The organism is Bradyrhizobium sp. NBAIM08 (assembly GCF_020193935.1).
GTDB classification, from domain to species: domain Bacteria; phylum Pseudomonadota; class Alphaproteobacteria; order Rhizobiales; family Xanthobacteraceae; genus Bradyrhizobium; species Bradyrhizobium yuanmingense.
Genome location: NZ_JADYVR010000266.1, coordinates 1 through 457, shown reverse-complemented (window position 1 = coordinate 457; position 457 = coordinate 1). Strand labels below are relative to the sequence as shown.

Sequence of the window (457 nt, the reverse complement as noted above, 5' to 3'; positions counted from 1 at the left end):
ATATAAGGCAATTGTAATTGATGACGACGTGGCAACTTTGGAATTGATGAAATTTCAGTTGGATGCAGAAGGCTTTGAGGTTACGACTGCGGAAAACGGACAAACAGGAATAAATTTCGTTGCGGAAACCGAGTTTGACATAATTTTGACCGATCTCAATTTGCCCGATTTTGACGGAATAGAAATGGTTCGGCGCTGCAAAGAGATTTCGCCTGATACGGAAATTATAATGATTACCGGCTTTGGTTCAACAGAAAAAACGATTGAAGCAACCAAAGCCGGAGCCTTTCACTATGTTGAAAAACCAATCGAATTTGAAGAGTTATTGCTTCTTATTGAAAAGGCAATTGATCGCAAACGACAATCGGCAGAAATTAAAGAACTGCGCGGCAAACTTTCTTCGCGCAATTCCTACGAAGGCGTTATCGGCGGAAGTCGAGCGATGCAGGATATATAC

The 457-nt window shown here is 41.6% G+C and carries 1 protein-coding gene; it reads left to right on the top strand.

Annotated elements, in window-relative coordinates; genetic code table 11:
• Nucleotides 1-457: response regulator (locus I6F37_RS39420; RefSeq protein ID WP_225154291.1), on the top strand; the 457-nt coding region annotated here is incomplete at both ends.